The sequence below is a fragment of the Polaromonas sp. LjRoot131 genome (genome assembly GCF_964252805.1).
Taxonomy (GTDB): domain Bacteria; phylum Pseudomonadota; class Gammaproteobacteria; order Burkholderiales; family Burkholderiaceae_C; genus Polaromonas.
Genome location: NZ_CAXUPF020000001.1, coordinates 1,012,356 through 1,033,432 on the forward strand (window position 1 = coordinate 1,012,356; position 21,077 = coordinate 1,033,432).

At 57.8% G+C, this 21,077-nt stretch carries 10 protein-coding genes; 8 read left to right on the forward strand and 2 right to left on the reverse strand.

The window, feature by feature from the left end; all coding sequences use genetic code 11:
* The first annotated feature begins 10 nt into the window (after window positions 1–10).
* Together ACSQ27_RS04625 and ACSQ27_RS04630 are read left to right on the forward strand one after the other, a co-directional pair.
* Entirely contained in the window at window positions 11–3,775 is a 3,765-nt protein-coding gene (locus ACSQ27_RS04625) for an RHS repeat-associated core domain-containing protein (RefSeq protein ID WP_436154288.1), read from the forward strand.
* 29 nt (window positions 3,776–3,804) lie between these two features.
* The gene (locus ACSQ27_RS04630) at window positions 3,805–4,590 is read left to right on the forward strand and encodes a hypothetical protein (RefSeq protein ID WP_436154289.1); all 786 of its coding nucleotides are present in this window, start codon (window positions 3,805–3,807) and stop codon (window positions 4,588–4,590) included.
* A 213-nt stretch (window positions 4,591–4,803) separates the two neighbouring features.
* Here ACSQ27_RS04630 and ACSQ27_RS04635 read toward each other — a convergent pair whose 3' ends face one another.
* Entirely contained in the window at window positions 4,804–5,043 is a 240-nt protein-coding gene (locus tag ACSQ27_RS04635) for an SGNH hydrolase domain-containing protein (protein ID WP_436154290.1), read from the reverse strand.
* Window positions 5,044–5,218: 175 nt separating this feature from the next.
* Between ACSQ27_RS04635 and ACSQ27_RS04640 the strand changes: the two genes are divergently transcribed.
* The 4 genes from ACSQ27_RS04640 to ACSQ27_RS04655 all read left to right on the forward strand — a co-directional run bounded on the left by ACSQ27_RS04640 (window position 5,219) and on the right by ACSQ27_RS04655 (window position 15,641).
* On the forward strand, window positions 5,219–8,014 hold the full coding sequence (locus ACSQ27_RS04640; protein ID WP_436154291.1) for an FG-GAP-like repeat-containing protein: 2,796 nt from the start codon (window positions 5,219–5,221) through the stop codon (window positions 8,012–8,014).
* Window positions 8,015–8,158: 144 nt separating this feature from the next.
* Window positions 8,159–10,885, forward strand: a complete 2,727-nt coding sequence (locus ACSQ27_RS04645; protein ID WP_436154292.1) for an FG-GAP-like repeat-containing protein — start codon at window positions 8,159–8,161, stop codon at window positions 10,883–10,885.
* Between the two features lie 62 nt (window positions 10,886–10,947).
* Window positions 10,948–14,715, forward strand: a complete 3,768-nt coding sequence (locus ACSQ27_RS04650) for an RHS repeat domain-containing protein (RefSeq protein ID WP_436154293.1) — start codon at window positions 10,948–10,950, stop codon at window positions 14,713–14,715.
* Window positions 14,716–14,738: 23 nt separating this feature from the next.
* Window positions 14,739–15,641 carry a hypothetical protein gene (locus tag ACSQ27_RS04655; protein WP_436154294.1) on the forward strand — a complete coding sequence of 301 codons (903 nt, stop codon included), beginning with the start codon at window positions 14,739–14,741 and terminating at the stop codon, window positions 15,639–15,641.
* 16 nt (window positions 15,642–15,657) lie between these two features.
* Here ACSQ27_RS04655 and ACSQ27_RS04660 read toward each other — a convergent pair whose 3' ends face one another.
* Complete coding sequence (locus ACSQ27_RS04660) at window positions 15,658–16,689, reverse strand: hypothetical protein (protein WP_436154295.1); 1,032 nt, start codon at window positions 16,687–16,689, stop codon at window positions 15,658–15,660.
* A 200-nt stretch (window positions 16,690–16,889) separates the two neighbouring features.
* Here ACSQ27_RS04660 and ACSQ27_RS04665 point away from each other — a divergent pair, with 200 nt between their 5' ends.
* Window positions 16,890–17,885, forward strand: coding sequence for an acyltransferase family protein (locus tag ACSQ27_RS04665; RefSeq protein WP_436154296.1), 996 nt, complete (start codon window positions 16,890–16,892; stop codon window positions 17,883–17,885).
* A gap of 316 nt (window positions 17,886–18,201) precedes the next feature.
* Window positions 18,202–21,066 (forward strand): FG-GAP-like repeat-containing protein, encoded by a 2,865-nt coding sequence (locus tag ACSQ27_RS04670; RefSeq protein ID WP_436154297.1) that lies wholly within the window; start codon window positions 18,202–18,204, stop codon window positions 21,064–21,066.
* Window positions 21,067–21,077: the final 11 nt, after the last annotated feature.

Sequence of the window (21,077 nt, forward strand, 5' to 3'; positions counted from 1 at the left end):
GGCAGGGAACATGAAACACCACATTCACAAAAGTTTTGCAGCCATCGCATTACTGGCCGTCCTCGGCTGGGGGCAGGCGGCCTGGGCCGACACCAAGGTCCGCGCCAGCAGCTTCGAGTACGACGCGAGCGGACTGCTCACGAAAGAGGTGATCGAGCCCGACAGCCCGAATGATTGCCTGCAGACGAGTTATAGCTACGACACCTACGGCAACAAGACCGGCATCACGACGTCAGCTTGTGCCGGCGCTACCGGTTACGCGATTGCCAGCGCCACGGCGCCGCGCACAGCCACCAGCAGCTTTGGCTCCGATGGTCGTTTTCCGCTCAGTACGAGCAACGTCCTGGGCCAAAGCGAGACCAAGGCCTATGACGCCCGCTTTGGCGTCACATCGAGCCTGACCGGCCCCAACAGCCTGGCCACCCAGTGGGAATACGAAGGCTTTGGCCGAAAGAGCAAAGAAACCCGTTCCGATGGCACTTACACCACCTGGTCTTACAAACTCTGCACCGACGCCGGCATCAGCTGCCCCGGCCCGATAGGCGGAGCCACCATCGTCTGGGTCGCCATCGAACAAAGCTATGCGGCCAATGCGGTCGCCAGCGCCCCCGAGAAACGCAGTTACTACGACACCCTGAACCGCATCGTACGCAGCCAGACCACAGGCTTTGACGGCGCAGGTGCTGCCCCTACGCTGGTGCAAGACACCGAATATGACGCGCTCAGCCGTGTTTCCCGCAAGTCCAACCTCTACAAACTCACAGGCGGCACCGCCTACTGGGCCAGTTACACCTACGACGTATTGGGCCGCGTTACCCGCGAGGAGTCGCCCGACCCTGATGCCACAGGCGGCATTGCCATCACTACCTTTAGCTATAGCGGCCTGACCACGGTCACGACCAATAGCAAGGGCCAGACCAAGACCACCACCAAGAACGCGCAGGGCCAGGTTGCGCAAGTGGCCGACACCCAGGGAAATATCCTCACTTACACCTACGACGCCCTCGGTCAACTCACCCAGACCAACGCGGCCGGCTCCGTCACTACGATGGCCTACAACCAGCGTGGCCAGAAAACCAGCATGGCCGACCCGGCTATGGGCGCCTGGGAGTACCGCTACAACGTCTTTGGTGAGCTCGTCTGGCAGCGCGACAGCCTGGGCCAAAGCGCCACCATGGTATATGACAGCCTGGGTCGCATGACCCAGCGCACAGAGCCCGACCTCGTGAGCCAGTGGAGCTACGACACCAAGTTTGATGGCAGCGCCTGCGGTAAGGGTGTGACCAGACTCTGCGAAGCCAAAGCCGACAACGGCTACAAGCGTGTGCATACCTATGACGGCTTGGGCCGCCCGAGCAGCACCTCCACCGTGCTCGACAACCCTAGCACACCGGCAGTGGTGAGCGTCGCCTACGACGCCGTCACTGGCCGCATGACCAGCAAGACCTGGCCCACCGGCTACCAAGCCAGTTATGTTTACAGCGCGAGCGGTTACCTCAAGCAGGTCAACGGCGGCGGCACCAATGGATTCACCCAGACGGTCAGCTACGAAGTGCTGGCCATGGACGCCCAGGGCCATATCACCCAGTACAAACAGGGCAACCAGGTCACCACCGTCAAGGCTTACAACGAGGCCAACGGACGACTTACGGGCCAGACCGCCACCAAAGACGGGCAGGCAACCGGCAATGTGCTCAACCAGAGTTATACCTATGACTCGCTGGGCAACCTGACCACCCGGGCCGACAACTCACCCGGCGTCGGCACCCAGGAGAGCTTTAGCTACGACAGCCTGAACCGCCTGACCTTGAACACCTTGCTGGGCGGGGCCGTGAGCCCACCGACGACCACCGAGGTGATGTACGACGCGCGGGGCAACATCACCTACAAGAGCGACGTCGGCCGCTACTGGTATGACGGCGCTCGGCCCAACCGCATGACCAACATCACGTTGGAGACCGCTCCCGGCGCGCAGATCGCGTTCACCGGCACGCGCCAGCTGACCTATGCGTTTGACGACTACAAGCCGGGTGCGCAAACCGTTAACGGCACGGCCTTGGGCAACGGCAATCTGGAATACACGGTCAGCCTGGACGCGGTCAACAGCCGCCATACCTACCGCGGCGAGACCTATACCAGCTTTAACATGCCGGCGACGATTACCTTCGGCAATATGTCGGGTAGCACGGCCGGCCCGGTAGACCGGAATCTCGCCTTCGTCTACGGCCCCGAGCACCAGCGCATCAAGCAGACCGTGGTGGGTGGACCGAATCCCGGCACGACCTGGTACCTCAATGGCGAAGATTCATTGGGCCTCTCCTACGAGAAAGAGATCAAGAGCACGGGGATCACCGAGAACAAACACTATGTGAGCGCCGGTGGGGTGGTGTTTGCGCTGTTTGTCCAAAGAACGGGAACGCTGGGTTCAACCCCAGCCACGGCAACGAGCTACTTCCACGGCGACCACCTGGGCAGCGTGGTGGCGATCAGTGACGAGACCGGAGCGGTCGTTGAGCGTATGGCCTTTGATGCCTGGGGCAAACGGCGCTTTGTGAATGGCACGCCGGACGTGCTGGACTCCATCGTCGGGTTTAACACCGACCGTGGCTACACCATGCATGAACACCTCGATGAGATGGGGGTGATCCACATGAATGGGCGCATCTATGACCCGCTGATCGGTAGGTTCATGAGTGCCGATCCGTTTATCCAGGACCCGGCGTTTGCGCAGAGTTACAACCGCTATGCCTATGTGATGAACAATCCGCTGGCGAATATTGACCCGAGCGGATACTGGAGTTTCAAGAGCATATTTAAGGTTTTTGTGGCTGTTGTGGTGGCAGTTTACGCACCTCAAATTTTTGCGACATATGGTTTCACGGGGGCGACAGTCGCAACCGCAAATCTTGTTAACGCCGCGGCGACGGGTTTCTTGGTGGGAGCCATTACTACAGGGACCGTGAATGGCGCGGTCCAAGGAGCATTGACAGGTGCACTGTTCAGCTGGGCAGGAACCGTAGGGGCGGGGGCAACTGAAATTGAGAGAGCAAGCTCATTTGCTCGTTATGCTGCCCATGCAGTTGCGGGATGTGTTGGCTCTGCTGCTGGCGGGGGCAATTGCGGCTCTGGTGCTGCCAGCGCTTTGTTTGGTAAGTACGTGTCAAATCAACTTCAAGGATGGGATCCAAAAGGGATTGATCCCGAGTTGGCACAAGGAGTAGCCGCATCGGTTGCCGGAGGGGTTGGCTCGGTAATTGCCGGAGGCAAATTTAAGAATGGAGCTGAAACTGCAGCATTCGGCTATTTATTTAATCACTTTGCGCATTGGGCAGAGCTGAAGATATATGGTCAAGAAGCGCACAAGTTGCTTCAGGATTACATGGCTCAGAGAGGGTATGTTGTAGAAAGAAGTTGTTTAACCCCTGAGAATTGTGTGGCAGGGCGATTCGATATTGGAGATCCAAGGTTAAAAGCGGTTTGGGAAATAAAACGCAACTCCTTCTTTGGTCTAGCAATGGGTGAAGTAGCATTGGATCGATACACAGCTCCAGAGACGGGGCTGCAGCGTGGCGGCAATCTGATAGGCTTAAGTGTCGATGCTTCACTCACATTAACCAAGGCGAGTGTGAACTACACATTCACCAATTATGGTGATGGCCTTATTGGTTACACAAGGTGGGAAGATCCCAAGCCCCAAACGGTAATCCAAATTCCTACGTTACTTCCTCTGCCTGGCGGATCGGGACGACGGGGTGGTAGGGGTAACGATTATTGATGGAGCGAATTTTCCAGCCGGAGAATAGGTTGAAACAACTAGTAGATGATTTACTAAACTGCTTGCCCGTAGTTAGGCGGCAGTTTTATATGCGAGGATTTGAGTTGCCTCAGCTTTATCTGAATGCAATCGAGTCGATGCGGTTGAGGCCTGCACAAGAGCAGAACTACGAGCATTATCTTGATCAGGTTTTACTGGAGTACTGTGGCTCAAAACATCCCTGGAAACCATCGCAGCGAGAGAGTTTGCGGCCTGGATATCGATCTGCTTACCTAGATAAATTGGCTAGCTATTTAGGCGATGACTCAAAGGAGATTTCACTGGATCCGAACTTCAACGAATTTGTTCGATTGAATGACCAGGCATGGATGGATCTATTGCAGAAACTCAGATTGGAGAAGCAAGCCGAAGTTGATCGATATCAGCTTGAGTTGTCTAGTTCTTCTTCGACTAAATTTGATTTGTCAAAGATCACAACGGATACGCTTCTACAGCTCGCGGAATGCCACGGCTACAGACCCGTAGGAAAAGTTAAGTCTCGTGATCAGACTATCGCGCTAGAAAATTTCATTGCGCAGCCCTTTAAGACTGGTATGAAAATACTAGATCGCAAGGCGCTCGAAAATCGCGGCGACGTGATGATTCAGTATTTCTTCGAGGACATGCCAGATAAACCGTTTGGATTGAACTCATTTGTCCCCGGTGGTTACTTATATTCTGAATGGAATAAAAGTGTGAGTGCAATAATTTTTTCACTGCATGTGCAATGTCAGTTTTTCCGCGACCTTGTGGATGGAGTTGCGAGGATTCGATGATCAATGGGCCTGATGTACAAACCACGATCCTCGAATCATCTGCGCAGAAGTAAACCCGATCTGCTCACCGCCCCCCCCCCAGCCCCCGTCACACTCTCCAGCTGCCAGGGCCGATTTTCATAACCGCCATTGAGCGCTTCCGTCGCCGCTGAGGCCTTGAACTTGGCGTTTAGCTCAAACTCCAGGTGCAGCACCCCGGCCGTTCCGTCGAGGCTAAAGCCGCGCAGGCGCATAAGGCTTGCACAGAACCCTGCCACAGAAGACCTCAAAGGCATCAATGACGCGAATATCGGGCGCGGAGGCCGCCAGCGGTTTTAATGCGGCCAGTGTTTCCTGCCTTTGCGCTTCAATCGGTGCTTTCGGCCGTGAGCAGGTGTCAAGGCTCAAGTCAAGACGGCGCGCGCGGAACAGGCATTCAGGAATGCCTAGCTCATTGGCCGGTGAGGGCTCCACGAGCAGGATTACCGAATTTCATTTTCGGCCGCGGCTATGTACATCTCCTCTAAATGGAGGATGCTTGCTGCTTGTGAGTGTCTGGCCATTTCTTTAATTTGACTTTCGTGACGCCGTAGCCTTGATCGGATACAGTCAACGCAAGCTAAAAAGCAAAATGAAAACGAGGGATGGGATGCACGCTAAACACAGCACGGTATTGCGCTGCGCGGCTTTGTGTCTGCTGGGCGCCGGGCTTGGATGGGCCCAGGCCCAGACCACCACGGTCGCGGGCACCACGCCAGGCCAGTTCTCGGTCAACGAGTCGGGCGCCGCCACTTACCGGATCCCCCTCCAGGTCCCACCCGGCGTCGCCGGCATGGAGCCCAAGCTCGAACTCAGCTACAACAGCCAGGGCGGCAACGGCTTGCTGGGCGTGGGCTGGAGCCTTGGTGGGCTCAGCGCCATCAGCCGCTGTCCCCGCACCATGGCCGTTGACGGTGTCAGGGGCGGCGTCAACTACGACATGAACGACCGCTACTGCATGGACGGCCAGCGGCTGATCCTGGTTAGCGGCACCTACGGCGTTGCCGGCAGTGAATACCGCACCGAGCTCGACAGCTTCAGCAAGATTGTGGCCTCGGGTACGGCCGGCAATGGCGTGGCCTCCTTCACGGTGCAGACCAAGGCCGGCCTGACCATGGAGTACGGCAACACGGCCGACTCGCGGATTGAAGCGCAGGGGAAACCCAGCGTGCGGGCCTGGGCGCTTAGCAAGATCTTCGACGTCAAGACCAACTTCATGACGTTCAGCTACACCGTGGACAACTCCAATGGAGAGTACTACCTGGCACGCGTTGACTATGCGGGCAATGCCACCAGCGGCACCACCCCCATCAATCAGGTGCGTTTCAACTATGAAGCCAGGCCGGACGTTCTGGTTCGATACCGGAGTGGCTCCAAAAGCAGGAACACGCTTCGACTGGCTTCAGTTCAGACCTACGCCGCTCTGAGCCTGGTTAAAAGTTACGCCCTTTCCTATGACAACCTGGCAGCGGTAGGCTCGACGCGCGTGACCGGCATACAGGAATGTGACGGTACTGGCGCATGCATTCAGCCCACACTTTTCAGTTGGACGACCGATACCGGTGGAGTGGACGCGGCAGTTGTTGCAACCGACATCAACGGCAATGGCTGGACCTCCAGTGCCTATCCCCGGCGATTCGCCGATGTCAATGGTGACGGCTTGCCCGACCTTGTCCTGATTGACAAGGATGAGGCGGTGCCGCATGTTTTCCTGGGTAAGGGCGATGGATCCTTTTTGCCCCAGCCTGTGTCCACCGACGTCAATGGCAATGGATGGACCGAGTCAGCTTATCCGCGCTATCTGATGGATGTGAATGGTGATGGGCGGGCGGACCTGGTGCTGGCTGCGAACAGCGAAGCGCAGGTGTATGTATTTCTGGGTCAAGCCAACGGCTCTTTTTCGCAGCAAGCCATATCGACCGACGTTGACGGCAGCGGCTGGATTTCCAGCGCCTATCCCCGGCGATTCGCCGACGTCAACGGTGATGGCTTGCCGGACCTCGTCCTGATTGACAAGGATGAGGCGGTGCCGCATGTTTTCCTGGGCAAGGGCGATGGCTCGTTTTGGCCCCAGGCTGTGTCGACCGACGTCAATGGCAGCGGATGGACCGAGTCGGCTTACCCTCGCTTTCTGATGGATATAAACGGTGATGGGTTCGCGGACCTGGTGCTGGCTGCCAACAGCGAGGCGCAGGTGTACGTATTCCTGGGTCAAGCCAACGGCTCTTTTTCACAACAAGCCGTATCGACCGACGTTGACGGCAGCGGCTGGACTTCCAGTGCTTACCCCCGGCGATTCGCCGACGTCAACGGTGACGGCTTGCCGGACCTGGTCCTGATTGACAAGGATGAGGCAGTGCCACATGTCTTCCTGGGCAAAGGTGATGGGTCGTTTTTGGCTCAATCTGTGTCGACCGACGTGAACGGCAATGGATGGACCGAGCTGGCTTATCCCCGCAATCTGGTGGATATCAATGGAGATGGCAGGGCGGACCTGGTGATGATCTTGACGAGCGAAGCGCTGACCTATGTGTTTTTGGGTCAGGCAGACGGTTCATTTGCGCAGCAGGCCATATCGACTGACATTAACGGCAATGGCTGGACTTTAAGTGCCTATTCCCGCGAATTCGCCGACGTCAATGGTGACGGAAAAAATGATCTGATCCTGGCCATGGAAGGCGAGGCCCTCATGCATGTATCTCTTTCCAGGTTTCCAGCTTCTTTGCTTCTGTCTGTTTCCAGAGGCCCGGAAAACACGGCAATATTTACCTACAAATCTCTTGCCGACAGCACGTTCTACACCAAAGACGTCCCCCCCAATGCGTCGGCGTATCCGAAGCTGGATATGCAGTACGCGCAGCAGGTGGTGAGCACAGTTGCCAGCAGCAATGGAATCGGCGGCACGGTCACCACCCAGTACAACTACGGCGGCCTCAAGGCCGAAGTCGGCACGGGCCGCGGCATGCTGGGCTTCCGCTGGATGAAGTCGAAGAATCTGGCCAACAACATCGAGAGCTACACCGAGTTCAACCAGAACTGGCCGTTGACCGGAAGCGTCGCCAAGAGCGAGACAAGGCTTGCGGGCTCCGGTAACGCCGGTGTTCTTAAACGCACGACCAATACCTATGCGCAGGGCACAGGCTCGGCCCCAGGTACCACTTTCGTTTATCCCAGCCAGAGCATGGAAGAAAGCTGGGACCTGGGTGGCAGCCCATATCCCACGGTCACCAATGCCTACCAGTACGGCCAGGGTCCGCAATATGGCGACCCGACGCAGATCAGCGTGAGCAACAGCGCGGGCGCGGGCAAGACCACCGCCAACGAGTACTGGCCGGCCAACACCGCAAGCGGCAGCTGGGTGCTCGGACGGCTCAAAAAAGCCACGGTGACGAGCGTGACGCCGTAGCCTGGATCGGCTACAGTCGATGCCAGACAAAAGCTGAAAAAGCTAAAAGCAAGAATCAAAAAGAGGGCAGGGATGCAAAGAAAATATTGCGAGGCAATGTTGGCCGCAGCGTTGTGCTGGTCCGGCTTGGCATGTGTGCCCGCGATGGCCCAGACTGCAACGGTCGCGGGTGCCACCGCCGGCCAGTTCTCGGTCAATGAATCGGGCGCTGCCACTTACCGCATTCCCCTTCAGCTTCCCCCGGGCGTCGCCGGCATGGAGCCCAAACTTGAACTCGGCTACAACAGCCAGGGCGGCAATGGCTTGCTGGGCATGGGCTGGAGCCTCGGCGGCTTGAGCGCTATCAGCCGCTGCGGCAGGACCCCGGCCCGGGACAATGTCCGGGGCAGCGTCAACTACGACATGAACGACCGCTACTGCATGGACGGCCAGCGCCTGATCCTGGTCAGCGGTGCGTACGGCGCAGCCGGCAGCGAATACCGCACCGAACTCGACAGCTTCAGCAAGATCACCGCCTCGGGGACCGCCGGCAATGGCGTGGCCTCCTTCACAGTGCAGACCAAGGCCGGCCTGACCATGGAGTACGGCAACACGGCCGACTCGCGCATTGAAGCCCAGGGCAAGACCACGGTCAGGGTCTGGGCGATCAGCAAGATCAGCGACGTCAAAACCAATTTCATGACCTTCAGCTACAGCGAAGAAAATGTCATTGGCAATTACACGCTGGACCGCATCGACTACGGCGGCAACACGGCTGCGGGCCTGGCTGTCAGCCAGTCCGTGCAACTGAGCTATGAGCCCCGGCTGGACGTGGAAACTGGCTACCAGGCCGGCTCGGTGGTCAAAGTGAACAAGCGGGTGACCAACCTGAAGACGTTCAACGGGGCGTCACTGGTCAAGGACTATCGCCTGGCTTACGCGCCACAGGCGGAGGCGCCTCAAAGAAGCATGCTCGCCTCCGTGTCGGAATGCACCGCGGCCCAATGCCTGCCGCCGCTGGCACTCCAGAATGGCAATTTCCAGGCGCCGGTTTTCGGCGCCTACTCCCAGGCCCTTGGCGACGGGATCGGCGATGCCCGAGGCCTTATGTCCGGCGACGTCAATGGCGACGGCAAAACCGATTTGCTCTATTGGATCAACGGCGGGCCCGGGATTGGCCTGAGCATCAGGACCAAGATGTCCAACGGCGACGGGACCTTCACCGGCCATGTCCAGCAGCTGGGCGATACGGTTTTTGACACCTACGGCGTCTTGAACGGTGACGTCAACGGCGACGGCAAGACCGACGTGATTTACTGGTTCCACGGTGGCCCTGGTGTGGGTCTGACCGTGCGGACCAAGATGTCCAATGGCGACGGCACCTTTACCGCCTATGAACAGGTGATGGGTGACGGCGTGGGCGGCACTTTCGGCATCACCACAGGCGACGTCAATGGCGACGGCAGGACTGACCTGATTTACTGGTTTGATGCCGGCCCGGGCTACGGCTTGACGGTGAGGACCAAGATATCCAATGGCGACGGCACCTTTACCGGCTACCAGCAGCAGCTCGGCGATGGCGTGGGTGGCACCTATGGCATCACCACGGGTGACGTCAACGGCGATGGCAAGACCGACCTGATTTACTGGTTCGATGCGGGTCCGGGCTACGGCTTGGCGGTGAGGACCAAGATGTCCAATGGCGACGGCACGTTTACCGGCTATCAGCAGTTGCTGGGCGACGGCGTGGGCGGCATCTATGGCATCACCACGGGCGACGTCAATGGCGACGGCAAGACCGACCTGATCTACTGGCTCAATGGCGGCCCGGGCATTGGCCTGAACGTGCGCGTCAAAATGTCAAACGGCGACGGCACTTTTACGGGTTACTCGCAGCAATTGGGCGATACGGTGATGGAGACCTTCGGCATCACGGCGGCCGACGTCAACGGCGACGGCAAGACCGACCTGATTTACTGGTTCGATGCAGGCCCAGGTACAGGCCTCACCGTGAGAAGCAAGATATCCAACGGCGACGGCACTTTCACCGGCTACCAGCAAGTCATGGGTGACGGCGTGGGCGGTTATGGCATTTCGACGGGCGACGTCAACGGTGATGGCAAGACCGACCTGATCTACTGGCTCAATGGCGGCCCGGGTGTCGGACTGACCGTGAGAACCAAGATGCCTTCCACCGCAGCGGCTGGCGTCTTGACCGGTGTCACCGATGGCATGGGCAAGAATGTCTCCTGGACTTATGGCCTGCTCACGAACAACGCCGTTTACACCAAAGACATCGCTCCCAACGTCGCGGCCTATCCCAAGCTGGACCTGCAGTACGCGCAGTACGTGGTGAGCACGGTCGCGAGCAGCAACGGTGTCGGCGGCACGGTCACCACGCAATACAACTACGGCGGCCTCAAAGCCGAGCTCGGCACGGGCCGGGGCATGCTGGGTTTCCGATGGATGAAGTCGAAGAACCTGGCCAACAACATCGAAAGCTACACCGAGTTCAACCAGAACTGGCCGTTCACCGGAAGCGTGTTCAAGAGCGAGACACGCCTGGCCGGCTCCGGCAATGCGGGCGTGCTCAAACGAACCACCAACAGCTACGCGCAAGGAACGGGCTCGGCCACGGGCGCTACCTTCATCTATCCGAGCCAGAGCGTTGAAGAAAGCTGGGACTTGGTCGGCAGCGCTTACCCCACGGTCACCAATGCCTACCAATACGGCCAGAGCCCGCAGTATGGCGACCCCACGCAGATCAGCGTGAGCAACAGTGCGGGCGCGGGCAAGACCACCGTCAACGAATACTGGCCGGCCAACACCGGAAGCGGTAACTGGGTTCTGGGCCGACTCAAGAAAGCCAGCGTCACCAGCGTGGCGCCGTAAGCAGCCGTCAACAAAACACAAGCAAGCAGCAAGAAGCACAAGCAATCAAGAGGGCAGGGAATATGAAACACCACATCCACAAACGCTTTGCAGCCATCGCATTACTGGCCGTCCTCGGCTGGGGGCAGATCGCCTGGGCCGACACCAAGGTGCGAGCCAGCAGCTTTGAGTACGACGCGAGCGGCCTGCTCAGCAAAGAAGTGGTCGAGCCCGACAGCCCGAACGATTGCCTGCAGACAAGTTATATCTACGACACCTTTGGCAACAAGACAGGCGTCACCATGTCTGCCTGCGCAGGCGCGACGGGCTACGCAATCTCCAGCGCCACCACGCCGCGCACCGCCAGCAGCAACTTCAGTACCGACGGCCGCTTCCCGCTCAGCACTAGCAACGTCCTCGGCCAAAGCGAGACCAAGGCCTACGACGCCCGCTTTGGTGCGCCAACAAGTCTGACCGGCCCCAATAGCTTGGCGACCCAGTGGGAATACGACGGCTTCGGCCGAAAGAGCAAAGAAACCCGCTCCGACGGTACCTACACCAGCTGGTCCTACAAGCTGTGCACCGACGCCGGCATCAGCTGCCCTGGACCGATAGGTGGCGCCACCATTGTCTGGGTTGCCATCGAACAAAGCTACGCGGCCAATGCGGCTGTGAGCGCCCCCGAGAAGCGTTCCTACTACGACACTCTGAACCGAGTCGTGCGCAGCCAGACCGCCGGCTTTGACGGCGCCGGGGCAGCACTTACCCTGGTGCAAGACACCGAATACGACGCCCTGGGGCGCGTTTCCCGCAAGTCCAACCTCTACAAACTCACGGGCGGCACCGCCTACTGGGCCAGCTATAGTTATGACGTGTTGGGCCGCGTCACCCGGGAAGAGTCGCCTGACCCTGATGCGGTTGGCGGCGTTGCTGTCACCACCTTTAGCTATAGCGGCCTGACCACGGTCACTACCAACAGCAAAGGCCAGACCAAGACCACCACCAAGAACGCCCAGAGCCAGGTCGCCCAGGTTGCCGACACCCAGGGCAACACCGTGGTGTACACCTACGACGCCTTGGGTCAGTTGCTGCAAACCAACGCAGCCGGCTCCATCACCACCTTAGCCTACAACCAGCGCGGCCAGAAGACCAGCATGGCCGACCCCGCCATGGGCGCCTGGGAGTACCGCTACAACGTCTTTGGCGAGCTTGTCTGGCAGCGCGACAGCCTGGGCCAAAGCGTCACCATGGCTTACGACAGCCTGGGTCGCATGACGCAGCGCACCGAGCCCGACCTGGTGAGCCAGTGGAGCTACGACACCAAATTTGATGGCAGTGCCTGCGGCAAGGGTGTCGGCAAGCTGTGCGAAGCCAAGGCCGACAACGGCTACAAACGCGTGCATACCTATGACGCGTTGGGCCGGCCCAGCAGTACGTCCACCGTACTGGACAACCCAGCAACGCCAGCGGTCGTCAGCGTTGCCTACGACGCCGTCACCGGCCGCATGGTCAGCAAGACCTGGCCCACGGGCTACCAAGCCAGCTATGTGTACAGCGCCACCGGCTACCTCAAACAGGTCAATGGCGGCGGCACAGGCGGCTTTACCCAGACCGTGAGCTATGAAGTGCTGGCCATGGACGCCCAGGGCCATATCACCCAGTACAAACAGGGCAACCAGATCACCACGGTCAAGGCCTACAACGAGGCCAACGGCCGGCTCACCGGACAGACTGCAACAAAAGCAGGGCAGGCCACCGGCAATGTGCTGAACCAGAGTTATACCTATGACTCCCTGGGCAACCTGAGCACCCGCGCCGACAACTCGCCCGGCGTCGGCACCCAGGAGAGCTTCAGCTACGACAGTCTGAACCGCCTGACGCTCAACACCTTGCTGGGGGGCGCAGTCAGCCCACCGACGACCACCGAGGTCATGTACGACGCGCGCGGCAATATCACTTACAAGAGCGATGTGGGTCGCTACTGGTATGACGGCGCGCGGCCCAACCGCATGACCAACATCACGCTGGAAACCGCTCCTGGCGCGCAGATTGCGTTTACCGGCACGCGTCAGCTGACTTATGCGTTTGACGATTACAAGAGCGGTGCACAAACCGTCAACGGAACCACACTGGGCAATGGCAACCTCGAATACACAGTCAGCCTGGATGCGGTGAACAGCCGCCATACCTACCGCGGTGAGACCTACACCAGCTTCAACATGCCCGCGACGATCACCTTCGGCAATATGTCGGGCAGCACGGCCGGCCCGGTGGACCGGAATCTGGGCTTCGTCTACGGCCCCGAGCACCAGCGCATCAAGCAGACGGTGGTGGGCGGACCGAATCCGGGGACGACCTGGTATTTAAACGGCGAAGACAGCCTGGGCCTGAGCTATGAGAAAGAGATCAAGGGAACGGGCATCACCGAAAACAAGCACTATGTGAGCGCGGGTGGGGTGGTGTTTGCGCTGTTTGTGAGCAGGACGGGAACGCTGGGTTCAACTCCAGCCACTGCCACCAGCTACTTCCACGGCGATCATCTGGGCAGCATCGTGGCAATCAGCGACGAGACCGGAGCGGTCGTCGAGCGCATGGCCTTTGATGCCTGGGGCAAGCGGCGGTTTGTGAACGGAACGCCGGACGTGTTGGACTCCATCGTTGGGTATAACACCGACCGCGGCTACACCATGCATGAGCACCTCGATGAGATGGGGGTGATTCACATGAATGGGCGGATCTATGACCCGCTCATCGGCAGGTTCATGAGTGCCGATCCCTTCATTCAGGACCCGGCGTTTGCGCAGAGCTACAACCGCTACGCCTACGTGATGAACAATCCACTGGCCAATATCGATCCGAGCGGGTACTGGAGCTTCAAGAGTATCTTTAAGGTTGTGGTAGCTGTGGTCGTTGCGGTGTATGCGCCTCAGTTCTTCGCGACCTACGGATTCACGGGCGCAACAGTTGCTACGGCAAATCTTGTCAACGCAGCTGCCACGGGTTTCTTGGTGGGGGCCATTTCTACAGGGACCGTAAATGGTGCGGTACAAGGAGCATTGACTGGCGCACTGTTCAGTTGGGCAGGAACCGTAGGGACGGGCGCAACTGAAATTGAAAGAGCAAGTTCTTTTTCTCGCTATGCTGCTCATGCGGCTGCAGGGTGTGTTAGTGCGGCTGCAGGTGGGGGTAGTTGCGGAGCCGGTGCTGCCAGTGCCTTACTAGGTAAATATGTGACCAACGAGACCAGAAGCTGGGGCGCTGGTATTGCACAAGGAGCTGCTGCAGCGGTTGCCGGTGGGGTTGGCTCTGTGATTGCAGGGGGGAAGTTTGAGAATGGCGCGATTACTGCTGGCTTCGGGTATCTCTTCAACTGTATTGCGCACGAATGTTTTGCTCAAGGGCGAGATGCAGAAAGAACTTTCAGGAATCATTTAATTGCAAATGGAACGGCTGACCGCTTAGGGCTTGGATTCAATCGTTGGTATGACAGTAACGACAATTTTTTCTGGGGTATGCCGGACATTTTTTCGGAAAACTTGAAGATGGTTTGGGACGTGAAGCCAAATTCGATTTATGGGTATGTGAGTGGTGCGGAGCAGATTACTCGATATACCATGAATGGTGAGTATTCAGCCGGGATCGGTGCACCTCTGTTCGGAAATCAATCGAGCATTACGCTTCAGGGGGAAATGAACAGATATGAATTCAAGCATGCGGCCAGCGGTCTTGTGGTCTACAACGCATTGGATCGCAGTCCGATGGAGCAAGCACTCCAGCGGGCAGCACAGGATCAAGCGAACCGATTTTTAATGGGGCCGTTCCCACCTAGACGGCGACAGCCTGGCGATTAGTGTCTATCGGATGAATTGAGAGTATGGATTCATTGATTACTATTGATGATGCAAAAGCGTTATCACACAAGCTATATCGATTGGGCGAGCAATGGGCGGATATCCATGACGACCTTGAACGGGCTGGTTATGGCACTCCAGCCTCCATGGTGATGCAAGCGCAAGAAGCGCTGGCGGGCACGGAAGAGCGTCGCCTGCAGCTTCGCTCTTACTGGACCGAGTATGCGAAAGAGCGGTTAGCTGGACTTGTTGGTCCGATGGATATCCTCAGCGGTAAGCTGCCCCAGATTGCCGCCTATCGATCAGATTTATTGGCAGCATTGCGTGCGGATGTCGCTGCCGGCAAGCTCATTTCCCTCGGACCAATCATCTCGCCACAAATCGAGCCAACGGTTAAGCAATACGTCGAAATGATGCCCACCGATCCTTTGGCGATACAGGTCAATGATCAAGTTAAACAGGCTCGACGGGAGTCGGTCGCAAAAATGTCTCTTGTTGAGAAATCTGGATTCGAAGCACTGAGTGCCAAGGCCAGATATGAGCTGCTGATCGAGCGCTATTTGACTCTTCTCGAGCCGGCGGGATTCAAACTAGATTCACATCGGAAGTCTGGGCTTGTTTTTCGAAAAACTACGTCGAATGGTCGATGGGCATTTCTGTTTGTGGACGATTCGCGCGATGGTGTAGACGGCGGAATGTTGTCTGTTCAATTTGCAATTACGCTGCCCCAGAAGGCTGTATTGCCGAGCGCTCTGTCTTCGGGGGCGGTAGCGACTTTTTCTCCTGATGACATTGTTCCAGGATTTGGTGCTGTACGAGGGTTTGCTAGGAGTTCCTATGCCCAGTTCTGCTTGGCCGCAGACGCGTGCGCATTTTTGGCAAAAACGGTATATCCACGGCTTGACGAGCTACTTATCGACCGCTAAAAGACGCTCTGTAAGTTTATTGATCGTGATCGATAAGAGACAGGCTTGCTGCGATTTTTTGACGCGCTGTGATCACTTCACCAGGGCTTTGGTATAGCTGCGTATTGGACTTCTTCGGCCTAGCCGCCGCGTCGGGCAAAAACCAATCTTTTGAGTGCAGCGATTTAAGGCTGCTTGCGTCGCCCCACCACCTGAAGGCAGAAAGACCCCATTTCGGCCGCCGGCAGAATCTCGGAAGAGACGATCTCGTAGCCGTATTTCTCAAGCTTGGCCAGGTGTGGTGGTGGTAGTTCCCGTGCGCTCCGGAGCAGACAGGGTTGTCAACCTGAACATCTTCCGGCCGCAGAATCGTCAAACCAATCGACAGCAGGTTTGGCCACCACGGCTCATTCAGCACAACCACCTTCACCTGTTTTGCAAAGGCCGCGAGATAAGCCTCCAGCTCCATGTTGTTGAACAGAACGTTGGTAGACGTCATGAACACCAGATCAGCCTTCAGCTTGCCTTCATCCATCAGGTGCAAGGCGTAGCCTCCCAGGAAGTCCCAGTTGGGTGCTTGCGGCAGCGCTGTATTGTGTTCCGCGACATTGAGTTGAAGATCAACCGAGGTGAATTGAACCTGGGGAAATTTCGGCGCCAGGAAAGCCGAAACGAGGTCAACCCGGGCACCGATATTGGCCACGTGTTTAACGTCGGGGTTCTGCCTCAGAGCGCGTTCCAGCAGGATGGCACCCTTGTTCTGCATTGGCAGTTCAACCTGAGGCGCAGACAGGGAAGACTCGGTAATAGCTTTTGCCCGGGCCACAGCAGATTTCCCGACTTTTTTGACCTGCGCAGCGGATTGTTCTTTGAGTTGCGCCGCCGTCAACGGACCGTTCTGTTTCAATCGCTCCGAGTTCTCTATCGCCCGCTTCGGAGAGGACGCTACACCAAGCAGCATCTTCAGCTTGGTGCGGAAATTCCAATACAGGTTGTTGCGAACATAAACAGAAAAGGGGATGGAGCAGGCGTCTAAGCCCATGCAAGACGGCACGCGCGGAACAGACATTCGGGAATGCTGAGGTCGAAGGCAGGTGAGGGCGCCACGATTAGGTTTTTTTAACGCATGGCGATCATTTCGCCAAGGCTTTGACGCAGCGCGGCGTACTGGTAGCTCTCGGCTACCGGATTTCCCGGCTCCACCGGCGGTGCGGCGGGCTTTACCGTTCACCGTAGTAAAGTGTGGCTTCCCAAAAAATCCGGCAATCCATGACCAAATCGCAAGTCACCTTTCTTGACCTTATCCGTGGTTTGGCGGCGCAGTTGGTCCTGATTGGGCATGTCACCAGCGTGTCCGGGCATGAACTCAAGGTGACCATTCAAGACCTGGGAGTGGTGCTGTTTTTTTTCCTGTCTGGGTTCCTGATCACCACCACGGCGATGAAGAAGGACAGTTTCACCGAGTACTTCATCGACAGGTTTTCACGGATTTTCACGGCCTACGCACCTTGCCTGTGCTTCATTCTGGTAGTGGGCCTCGTCCTGGGCCTGGGCGGCCCCATGGATGCCCGCACTTTTTTCGCCAACCTTTTCATGCTGCAGGACTATCCGCTTCATGCGATCGGCCTCAAGCCGTTTGAGCGCCTGGGGACCGGCCAGCCCTTGTGGAGCGTTGGAATGGAATGGTGGTTTTACATGGGCTTCGGCGCACTGTTCTTTATGCGCAAATTGCCGATCTGGTCTTTGCCTCTCATTGTCATTGGGGTTTATGACACCTCCTTGCAGGCTGTTGGGGGTGTTCTGGCGCTTTTCTGGGGTGCGGGCGCTATCGCCGCCGTGATGTTGCCGCGCCTTCCCAAGGGCTGGTGGTTTTCCCTGGCTGTGTTCTTTTCCGTGCTCTGCCTGCAAAGGTACCGCCTCGCGACCGGCCAGACACCCGGATTGAGCCAGTTTTATGACTTGCGTCTTGGCTTGCTGATGGCTGCCGCCCTGTTCAGCGGCTTCAAAGCCGTGGAAGGATGGACCCTGCCGGAGTGGGTGCATCGCGTCAGCGCCGGCCTGGCGAGCTATTCGTTTACTTTGTACCTGACGCACCTTACCGTTCTGGAGGCCTTGCATGGTTTGAATGGTTGGGTCAAAGTGCTCACTGTTTTTGTGGTGGCCAACCTTGTGGCTATTGCCATGTACTTCGCATTCGAGCGCCATCACCGCAAGGTTCGTGAATGGATCAAGTCCGTCACCATCGCGAAGGCTGCGAAAGTCTGAGTCTGGCGGGCAGTTAACTTATCGAACTGGCATTATGGCTGCCCGCACGGCATACCTGTGTGAACACAGACGGCAAGGGTTCAGTTTCGCCCTCAGTGGCCACTTATTGGAATCTTTCTTCCTCCAAATAGAGGAGAAAATTCAGCCCTGCGGCCTGTGATCGTCAGGCCACCTTCTTTAATTTGACGCTTGAGCGGCAAATTCCGTCGCCAATTGACCATGTGCGATCAAACTCGCTTTGCCGGCCGCGGATAGCTGGGCATAATCCAGCGTCAAAACAAAAAAAGTCCGCGATATTGCGGCGGAGGGAATCCAATTGAAAACTGCGCGCAACACGTTTGCACGTGTGCTTATGCCTGCCGTGCTGAAAATGGCAGTCTTGCTATCAGCATGCGTTGCCAATGCCCAGACAAGCACAGTTGCCGGCTTCACACCAACTCAATTGAGTGTTTCGGAAGGCGGCTCGGCCAATTACCGTATTCCCATCCAGGTGCCGCCCGGCGTTGCCGGCATGGAGCCCAAGCTTGAACTGACCTATAACAGCCAGGGCGGCAACGGCCTGCTCGGCATGGGCTGGAGTTTGGGCGGGCTCAGCGCCATCACCCGCTGCCCCAGGACCATGGCGCAGGACGGCGTTAGGGGCGGCGTCAAGTTCGACATGAACGACCGCTACTGCATGGACGGCCAGCGTTTGATCCTGGTCTCAGGCACTTATGGCGCCGCCGGCAGCGAATACCGCACGGAGCTTGACAGTTTCAGCAAGATTGTTGCGTCGGGCACCGCCGGCAACGGTGTGGCCTCCTTCACGGTGCAGACCAAGGCCGGTCTGACCATGGAATACGGCAACACCGCTGATTCACGGGTGGAAGCACAAGGCAAGAGCAGTGTCCGGAACTGGGCGATCAACAAGATCTCCGACGTCAAGACCAACTTCATGACCTTCGGCTACTACGAGAGCGGGGACAGCAGTGTCCACGCGCTGACCAGCATCAGCTATGGCGGCAATACCGCCGCCGCGGCGCCGGTGAAATTCTCGGTGGTTTTTGAGTACGACACGGCAAGGCTGGACAAGAGCCAAAGCTATATGCAGGGCAGCCAGATCCAGCTGGATCGCCGGATGACGGCCATCAAGACCTATTCGAATACCAGCCTGGTCAAAACCTATATGCTGGAGTACGCCTACGGAGCTGCCACCCACAAGTCCCATATCGATTCCCTGAAAGAGTGCTCCGCGGCTTCCGGGTGCCTGGACGCGATACGGCTGACATGGGCGGACTCCTCCGCAGCGCCTGGAACTTTTTCAAGCCAGCAAACCGGTGTGGTCGTTCCGGGAACCTGGGGCAATGTGGGCGATTATCAAAAGCTGCATGCGGACCTTAATGGAGACGGTCTTGCCGACCTGGCCACGGTGCGGATCGGACCCGACGGGGTTTGGGCCTATACATGGCTGAGGCAGGGTGACGGAACGCTTGGGTCCATGACGAACGTGATTGCCATCCCAGACAGTTGGGGTGCGATAGGCAGTTATAAGGCTCAGATTGTCGATGTGAATGGAGATGGCATCCCCGACATCACCGCCGTTCAAATTGGCCCGGTAGGCGTCTGGGCTTACACCTGGCTAGGCAAAGGCGATGGTACGTTTTTCCCAAAGGTTGAGGTTGTTGCCATTCAGGGTAACTGGGGCACGCTAGGGAACTACAAGTCGGAATTTGTGGATGTCAACGGCGACGGTTTTGCCGATCTGACCGCTGTCTATATTGGCCCGGACGGGGTGTATGGCTACACCTGGCTGGGCAAGGGCGACGGCACCTTTTTCCCAATGGCGAGTTCCGTGCTGGTGTCAGGCAATTGGGGCGCCGTGAACCGTTACCAGAAGCAGATCGTCGATATCGATGGTGATGGAATTCCCGATCTGACCGCAGTGCAGATCGGACCTGACGGTGTGTATGCGTACACATGGCTGGGCAAGGGAGACGGCACGTTCCTGGCGATGAACAGTGTGGTGACGATTTCCGGGAACTGGGGCGACATCGGCAACTACCGAAGCCAGTTTGTGGACGTCAATGGCGACGGTATTCCCGACTTGACGGCGGTGCAAATTGGTCCGGTGGGCGTTTGGGCCTATACATGGATAGGAAAAGGTGATGGGACTTTTCTGCCCATGGTGGGTGCTGCGGCGGTCAACGGGAACTGGGGTGTCATCGGCAATTACCGGAGCCAGATTGCAGACGTGAACGGCGACGGTATTGCCGATCTGACCGCGGTGCTGATCGGCCCTGACGGGGTGTTCGCCTACACGTGGATGGGCAAAGGCGATGGCACCTTCCTGACCTGGACCTCAGCGCTCAATGTCTACGGCAATTGGGGCACTGTGGGTAACTACCAAAGCGAGTTTGTGGATGTCAATGCCGATGGCATTCCCGATATCACCGCGACTTATACCGGCCCTAACGGGGTGTACGCTTATTTCTGGGCAAACACCCAGACATCGATGTACGACCAGTTGCTGGCCGTTGACCAGACGGGCAAAAAAACCACCATCGCCTACCTCCCGCTCACCAAGCCGGGTGTGTATACCAAAGACATTTCTCCCAACGCTGCAGTCTTTCCCAAAGTCGACCTGATGTTTCCGCTATACGTGGTCAGCACAGTCGCCAGCAGCAACGGCATAGGCGGCACGACCACCACACAGTACAACTACGGCGGCCTCAAAGCCGAACTTGGCACAGGCCGAGGCATGCTGGGCTTCCGGTGGATGACATCCAAGAACCTGGCGAACAACATCGAGAGCTACACCGAGTTCAACCAGAACTGGCCCTTCACCGGAAGTGTGCTCAAGAGCGAGACGCGCCTGGCCGGCTCCGGCAACGCAGGCGTGCTTAAACGCACGACCAACACCTATGCACAGGGAGCCGGCTCGGCCACAGGTGCGACCTTTGTTTACCCCAGCCAGAGCGTTGAAGAAAGCTGGGACCTGGGTGGCAGCCAGTACCCGACGGTCACCAATGCCTACCAGTACGGCCAGACGCTGCAATACGGCGACCCGACGCAGATCAGCGTGAGCAACAGCGCAGGCGCGGGCAAGACCACCGTCAACGAATACTGGCCGGCCAACACCGGCAGCGGCAACTGGATTTTGGGACGGCTCAAAAAAGCGTCAGTGACGAGTGTGACGCCGTAGCCTTGATCGGC